4 protein-coding genes are annotated in these 7915 nt (G+C 37.2%); all 4 read left to right on the top strand.

The genetic code is table 11. The features are described from left to right. Window positions 1-2477: glucosidase family protein (locus ABWO41_RS13120; protein WP_353138725.1), on the top strand; the 2477-nt coding region annotated here is incomplete at its 5' end. Between the two features lie 79 nt (window positions 2478-2556). Next, window positions 2557-5316, top strand: coding sequence for a glycosyl hydrolase (locus ABWO41_RS13115; RefSeq protein ID WP_353138722.1), 2760 nt, complete (start codon window positions 2557-2559; stop codon window positions 5314-5316). Between the two features lie 38 nt (window positions 5317-5354). Next, window positions 5355-6407, top strand: a complete 1053-nt coding sequence (locus ABWO41_RS13110) for a glycoside hydrolase family protein (protein ID WP_353138719.1) — start codon at window positions 5355-5357, stop codon at window positions 6405-6407. A 206-nt stretch (window positions 6408-6613) separates the two neighbouring features. Continuing rightward, window positions 6614-7915, top strand: a 1302-nt coding sequence (locus ABWO41_RS13105) for a rhamnogalacturonidase (RefSeq protein ID WP_353138716.1), incomplete at its 3' end; no start/stop codon positions are given.

Raw genomic sequence — 7915 nt, 5'->3', positions numbered from 1 at the left:
TGGCCCGGCAAAAGGAGGTGATGGGAACATCTATGTTTAGTTCTGGTTACATCAGTAGAAATCCCAATGCGAACGATCGTCCACATCATTACAATATGAATCTGGTTTTCTTTGATCAGATCTATACACATTTTAAATGGACCAGAGATATTGATTTTTTAAAATCATTGTGGCCAACTTTGGAAAGGAATATGAAGTGGGAAAAGAGGAATTATGATGCTGACGGAGATGGGCTTTATGATGCTTACGCTGCTATTTGGGCAAGCGACGCTTTACAATATAGCGGAGGCGGGGTGACACATACGACAGCATATAATTATAGAGCTAATATTGAAATGGCCCGACTGGCTAAAATCATTGGAAAAGATCCAAAACCCTATGAGAAAGAAGCCGAACATATTCTGCATGCAGTTAAAAGAACTTTATGGCTAAAAAATAAAGGTTGGTATGCAGAATATATTGATAAGTCAGGCAATAAAATGCTTCATGAACAACCTGGTCTTTGGAGTATCTATCATGCAATCGATTCTAAAGTTCCGGATAATTTTGAAGCCTATCAGGCCTTGAGATATATAGATACTCAGATTCCTCACATTCCAATCAAAGCAAAAGGGTTGGAAGATAAAGGATATTATACCTTGTCAACTACAAACTGGCATCCTTATACATGGTCAGTAAATAATGTCGCTTTAGCAGAATTGATGAATACTTCGTTAGCTTATTGGCAGGGAAACCGAAGTGAAGAAGCTTTTAAACTTTGGGAAAGTGCTTTAATAGAAAGTATGTATTTGGGAGCAAGCCCGGGAAATTTCCAACAGTTATCCTTTTACGATGCAATGAGAGGTGAGCTATATCGCGATTTTGCCGATCCTGTTGGCATGACAGGCAGAGCTTTGATAGAAGGCCTATTTGGTATTCAACCCGATGCTTTTAATAATACTTTATTAATACAACCGGGGCTACCTAAGTCCTGGGATCATGCCTCTTTGGACATTCCTGACGCTTTAGTCTCTTTTCAGAGAAATGGTGATATAGATACATATAAAGTGGTATCCAGATTTCCTTTTTCAATGAACTTAAAACTTCAGCTGAAAGCATACCGATCCGGGATAAAGAATATATGGGTAAATGGCAAAAAAGCATCCTGGTCTTTGGTCGAGCATTCTGTTGGGTTTCCTCAAATTTCAATAGATTGTGGAAGTTCAGCAGAAAATAATGTACAAATTGAATGGGTAGGCAAAATGATATCAAAATACGAAGAATTTTCTTTATCAGTATCTGATGGATTGACGTTAACGGCTGCTGAAGGCGATTTTCTGGAGGTCATTGATCCACAGAGAATTTTGGACAATATCAAACTGGCTTCAAAGAAAATTCAGGCCCGAATTAAAAACAGTACAGGCAGCAAAACACTATTTGTAAAAGTCAGAAACGGAGACTTAATTTGGTACAAACCCTATCATATTACGCTTAATCCGGATATATATGTAGTATATAACAAAGATCAGGCAGCAGATCAGATTAATTTTGATATTATAAGCAATACAAGTATCTCAAATGCCGAATTGTCAATAAATCCTGGCTTTCAGCACAGTATAAAGAAGGTAAATTTAGTTAATGGTAAAAATACCTTCTCTTTTAGCAGAGCAGATGTTATTCCAGGAAGTAACCAGATTGTTGTTAAGTCAAATAACAAAACGCTTTTAGATACAACAGTAATCAATTGGAATATCAAACCGGTTAAAATTAAAGAAGCAATAACTGTAGACCTGTCCGGTTTTTATAATAATCAGATTACAAGAATATTTGAAAATAAATACCTAACGCCCCGACCAGCCGTTACTACATTACAATTACCTGTTCAGGGCATTGGAAATTGGTGTTATCCATTAATAAAACCTGTTTTAGAAGACGATGGACTGAAAAATAAATTGGCTGAAAATGGCGGTAAGATTCCATTTAATGAAAAAATAGCATTTGCCATTCGCGAAGGAAAAGCTGGTAGGAACGTTGTTTTTACATCTCAATGGGACAATTTTCCGACAAAAGTAAATATACCATTAACAGGAACGGCTTCACACATTTATTTACTGATGGGAGGTTCTACAAACCCAATGCAGAGTAGAATTGTCAATGGGGTTGTAAGTGTAGAATATACAGACGGTACCAAAAAGGTGATGGAGCTAAGGAATCCGGATAATTGGTGGCCTATAGAACAGGATTATTATATTGATGATTATGCGTTTGCAATTGAAACGCCAAGACCGCCAAGATTATATTTAAAAACGGGTGAATTCAAATTAAACAACAGCTCTTTTTATGCGATAAAGGGATTTAGTAATTATGGAGTTAACGGAGGGGCGATAACGTTATTGGATATGCCTTCAGATAAAGAGAAGAAACTTAAAAGTATAACGTTAGAAACAAAGGCAAATGATGTAGTAATAGGTCTGATTGCCATTACTTTAGTGCGTTAATGAGCGTATTACAAAAACCAGATGATTTTTTGTTTAGATATTATAAAAAGTATTTCATTTGGCTAACCAATTTTAAAGAATGAATTGTAGAAAAAGTTATTTGTTGATATTGTTAGTTGCCGCTGCGTTTACCGGAAAAGCACAGTCCAATATATGGCCCTTGGTAACTAAAGAAATGAAACCCTGGACCAGATGGTGGTGGATGGGGAGCGCAGTAGATGAAAAGAACATAGCCAGGGCACTGGAGCAATATCATGAAGTTGGTTTTGGAGGTGTAGAGATTACTCCAATTTATGGTGCCAAAGGTTTTGAAAATAAGTATATCCCTTTTTTGTCGTCGCAATGGCTTCAAATGTTAAAGTTTTCTGTAGATGGGGCGAATGCCAGGGGAATGGGAGTAGACATGAATTTGGGTACGGGCTGGCCTTTTGGTGGTCCTCAGATTACCAGTGATTTCGCCGCTACTAAAATGATTGTACAGCGCTATTCGTTAAACGGGAAAGAAAAGCTTGCAGAAAAAATCGTGGTTAAAGAGGTTAAGCAAGCCGATGCAAAATTACAGGCATTAAGAGCCATCGCACCTAACGGAACAAGTATAGATTTAATGCCTTTTATTGCTGCGGATGGAACATTAAACTGGACCCCAAATGTAGAAAGTGTCGATATAATTGCCTTTTTTGAAGGCAAAACCCGTCAGAAGGTTAAGCGATCTGCTCCTGGTGGAGAAGGCTATACATTAGACCATTTAGACAAAAAGTCAGTAGATGTTTATCTTGATCGCTTTGACAAGGCTTTTTCGGGCAACCAACCAGGTGTCAGATCATTTTTTAATGACAGTTATGAAGTTTATGGAGCTAACTGGACACCATTGTTTTTTCAAGAATTCAAAAAAATAAAAGGCTACAATTTAGAAGATTATTTAGCAGAACTTACAGACAAGAATGTACAAAATGATAAGGTTGCTCGTGTAAAATCTGATTATAGGGAAGTTATGAGCGAGCTGTTACAGCGAAACTTTTTAGATGAATTTACAGGTTTTTCACATAAATACCGGGCTTTGTCAAGAAATCAGGCTCATGGTTCACCAGGAAATCTGATAGATTTATATGCCGCAACCGATATTGCAGAATGCGAAACATTTGGTTCAAGTTTTTTTCCTGTTCCGGGCTTAAGGCGTGATAGTAGCGATATAAGAAATGTGGACCCAGACCCGATGATGTTTAAATTCGCGACATCGGCCACCAATACTCATGGTAAAAAGTACACTTCTTCTGAAACTTTTACCTGGCTTACTGATCATTTTAAAACTTCATTATCCCAGGCCAAGCCAGAGGTAGAACAATTGTTTCTATCAGGAGTAAATCATGTGTTTTATCATGGGACCACATACTCTCCGGAAGAAGCGGGCTACCCGGGATGGCTATTTTATGCCTCAGTAAATTTTGTTCCTAATAATTCTTTTTGGCCACATCTGAAAGGGTTGAATGAATATATTACGCGTGTACAGTCTGTGTTACAGTCTACAAAAGCTGATCATGAAATATTAATGTACTGGCCAATTTACGACGTTTGGAATAATCCAAAAGGATTAGATATGGCGCTTAAAGTGCATAATGTAGATAACTGGTTGCATCCCACGGCATTTTATAAACAATCATTAATACTTTCAGATAAGGGATATTCCTTTGATTTTGCTACAGACAAAATTATTGGGAATTCAAAAGTCATTGCCGGCAATATTAGCACCAGTAGTCATGCCAACCCCTATAAAGTATTACTCATTCCGGAAAGTAGTTTAATGTCAGAAGTAACGCTGGAAAATATTCTCGGTCTCGCAAGAAACGGGGCGAGCATAATATTCCAGTCTCTGCCAAAAGACGTTCCGGGTTTGGCCAACTTAGAAGAAAGAAGAGCAAAATTCAATCAATTGATAAACACTCTTGATTTTAAATCAGAGGGCGGATTAAAAAGATATCGTATAGGTAATGGTGAGATAATCTTATCTCAGGATTTTGGAACAGCCCTTTCTGCTATAAAAATTAATCGTGAAGAACTGGTAGACAAAGGACTCAGATTTACACGTCGGGTTAATGATAATGATACATTTTATTATGTCGTTAATCATTCTGCAAATAATGTTAATGAATTTGTAAAGTTAAAAGCGAAAGGGAATCAGGTGATTTTAATGGATCCGCAAAATGGTGAGATAGGTGAAGCAGATGTAGATGCTGGCAGCGTACGTATTCAAATTAAATCGGGACAAGCGTTTATTCTGAAAATTTCGAAAGAAAAGTCCGATATAAAAAAGTGGAACTACTTAGGAAGAGAAATGCAGTCCACTACAATAGAAAAAAACTGGAATTTAAGTTTTGCCAATGGAGGGCCAGAGTTACCGGCAAATAGAAAATCGGTGACATTAAAGTCCTGGACAGCATTTGGTGATGAAAAAGCTAATAAATTTTCGGGTTCAGGGTTATACGAAACCACCTTTAATTTTAACCCAAAATCTTCGTATGAATATATTCTTGATTTGGGTAAGGTAGCGGAAAGTGCCAAAGTTTGGGTAAACGGAATCGAGGTAGGTATAGTCTGGAGTATACCGTTTGAAGTAAGAGTTGGGAAATATTTAAAAAAGGGAAAAAATACATTGAAGATAGAGGTTAATAATCTGATGGCAAACAGAATCAGGGATTTGGACCAAAAGGGAGTTAACTGGAGGAATTATCATGAAATCAATTTCGTTAATATAGATTACAAAGCATTTAATGCTAAAGATTGGAAATTGATGCCTTCTGGTTTGTTAGGACCAGTTGTTCTCAGGGCATACCAACAAGATTAAAACACTGTGGATTGTAATTTTTCTAAACATCGTCGATAATGAATCGTAAAGAGTTTTTCAAAGATTTAGGACTTTTATCAGCAGGGATTTGCTTAGGGGGTACCGACTCATTTGCCTTTTCCCCCCGATCTGATTTCGAGAAAAGGTTGGTACCTGTTGGCAGGGTACTAGAGCTGGAAGGATATTATGTTTGGTGTAACAGCCCCATTTTTGATCATGAAGGAAAGGTGCATCTCTTTTTTTCCAGATGGAATTCAAAAAAAGGTATGAGTGGTTGGATAAATGGTAGCGAAATTGCCCATGCGGTAGCCGATAAACCAGAAGGACCCTATGAAGTTAAGGGAACTGTTCTGAAACCGAGACAAGGATATTGGGATGCAACTACCTGTCATAATCCTGCTATACAGTATGTGGATAATAAATATTGCCTTTTTTATATGGGGAACAGTAATGGGAAAACAAATACCAAACGCATAGGTATGGCTATCTCAGATTCTTTGTATGGACCATGGGAACGAACAGATGAACCTATTCTTTTGCCTGGACAGGAAGGTGAATGGGATGACCATTGCACCACAAATCCGGCATTTGTTAAATATCGGGATAAATACTATTTGTTTTACAAATCATGGAACAATAAGGAATATGCAAATCAGTCAGGTGCAATTAGAGCTAATAGAAAATATGGGTTGGCTATTGCTGATAATTTGCTGGGGCCCTATGAGAAATCTAAAGCTAACCCGGTTATAGACTTCTCAAAATATGGGAACAATGCACAAATGGAGGATGCTTTTGTCTGGTTAGAGAACAGGAAATTTAATATGATAGCCAGAGACATGGGTTACATTAATCATGAAAATGGACTGTTAATGCACTCTAGAAATGGGCTAAAGTGGTCAAAACCTGAAGTAGCTTACCGGGCAACAAAATTTTATTTCCAACAGGAGCAAGCTCCGAAGCATCTAAAAAAATACGGGCGATTTGAAAGACCACAATTGCTGCTGAGAGATGGTAAACCTGTATATCTGTTTACAACAACTCAGGGAGGTAAGTATAAAACGTCGTCACCTTTTATTTTTAAAATAATATAAACGCCTATTCCAACCGGGAGATCCTTAATTTATAAAAGTTTGGTATTAAATCAATAAAATATTGTTCGATACAGGATACCACATGATGCCCTATACAAACTAACGAGTTATATTAGGATTGTAAACCTAGAAATAACCATGTTATGTGAGATCCGGAGCTTAGTTGGGTGTTTTGTAGATAGCAATAGCGTTATTCAAGATAAGACATGAGAAATAATCTAAAAATAGTCATCATATTACTGTTTGTATTTGTTGAAACCGGTTTTGCCAGGGAAGCTTTTCCAAATGGTGAAGCTATTCCGGAGTGGTTTAAAAATGATGCGCCAACAGATATCAATAAACTGGGAAAACATTATAAAATAACAGACTTTGGAGTAGTAAATGATAGCACAGTCATTCAGACAGAGCTTATACAGTCGGTTATAGATAAAGCTCATCAAATGGGTGGAGGAGTAGTTATTATTCCCCGAGGTACTTTTTTGAGTGGTTCTTTGTTCTTCAGGCCCAAAACTCATTTGTATTTGGAAGAAGGAGCGACTTTAAAGGGAAGTGATGACATCAGTAACTTCCGGCTGTTGACCACCAGAATAGAAGGGCAAACTGTTAAATATTTTGCGGCTTTGGTTAATGCGGATCAGGTAGACGGGTTTACGGTTTCGGGTAAAGGTACATTGAATGGAAATGGGTTAAGATATTGGAAGTCATTTTGGTTAAGAAGACAGTTTAACCCGCAATGTACCAATATGGACGAAATGCGCCCTCGCATTCTTTATGTATCTAATAGTAATAATGTAAGAATTTCGGGAATAAAATTAATAAACTCACCTTTCTGGACTTCACATTTTTATAAATGTGAGTATTTACGATTGACAGATCTTCACATTTTTGCCCCCGAACATCCTGTGAAGGCACCAAGTTCGGATGCCATAGACTTAGATGCTTGCAAAAATGTCCATATCAAAAACTGCTATCTTTCGGTAAATGACGATGCCATTGCTTTAAAAGGAGGTAAGGGGCCGTTCGCTGATAATGACAAAAACAATGGAGCGAATTCCAATATCATCATAGAAGACAATAAGTTTGGCTTTTGCCATAGTGCGTTAACTTGCGGGAGTGAATCTATCCACAGCTATAACATTATTTTCAGGAGAAACAGCCTGGACGGAGCGAAAAGGTTACTACAATTAAAAATGCGTCCTGACACGCCACAGTTGTACGAAAACATCCTTGTAGAAGATGTTACAGGTAATGTAGGTAGCGTGTTATTTATAAAGCCCTGGACACAATTTTTTGACCTTAAAGGCGAAAAAGGAATTAAAATGTCTTATGCCAGGGGGGTAAAGCTAAAGAATATCAATTTAGAATCTAAAACCATGTTTGATATTCAAAAATCGGATCAATATGTACTATCGGATTTTAGTTTTGAGAATTTAGTAATTAAAGAAGCGAAGAAATCAGTAATTACAGAACAACTGATTCAGGATTTAAAATTAAAGAATGTTAAAATC

The organism is Pseudopedobacter sp., assembly GCF_040392825.1.
Classification (GTDB): Bacteria; Bacteroidota; Bacteroidia; order Sphingobacteriales; family Sphingobacteriaceae; genus Pseudopedobacter.
Note: the sequence above shows the minus strand (reverse complement) of the source record. Positions and strands in the feature narration are given on the sequence as shown.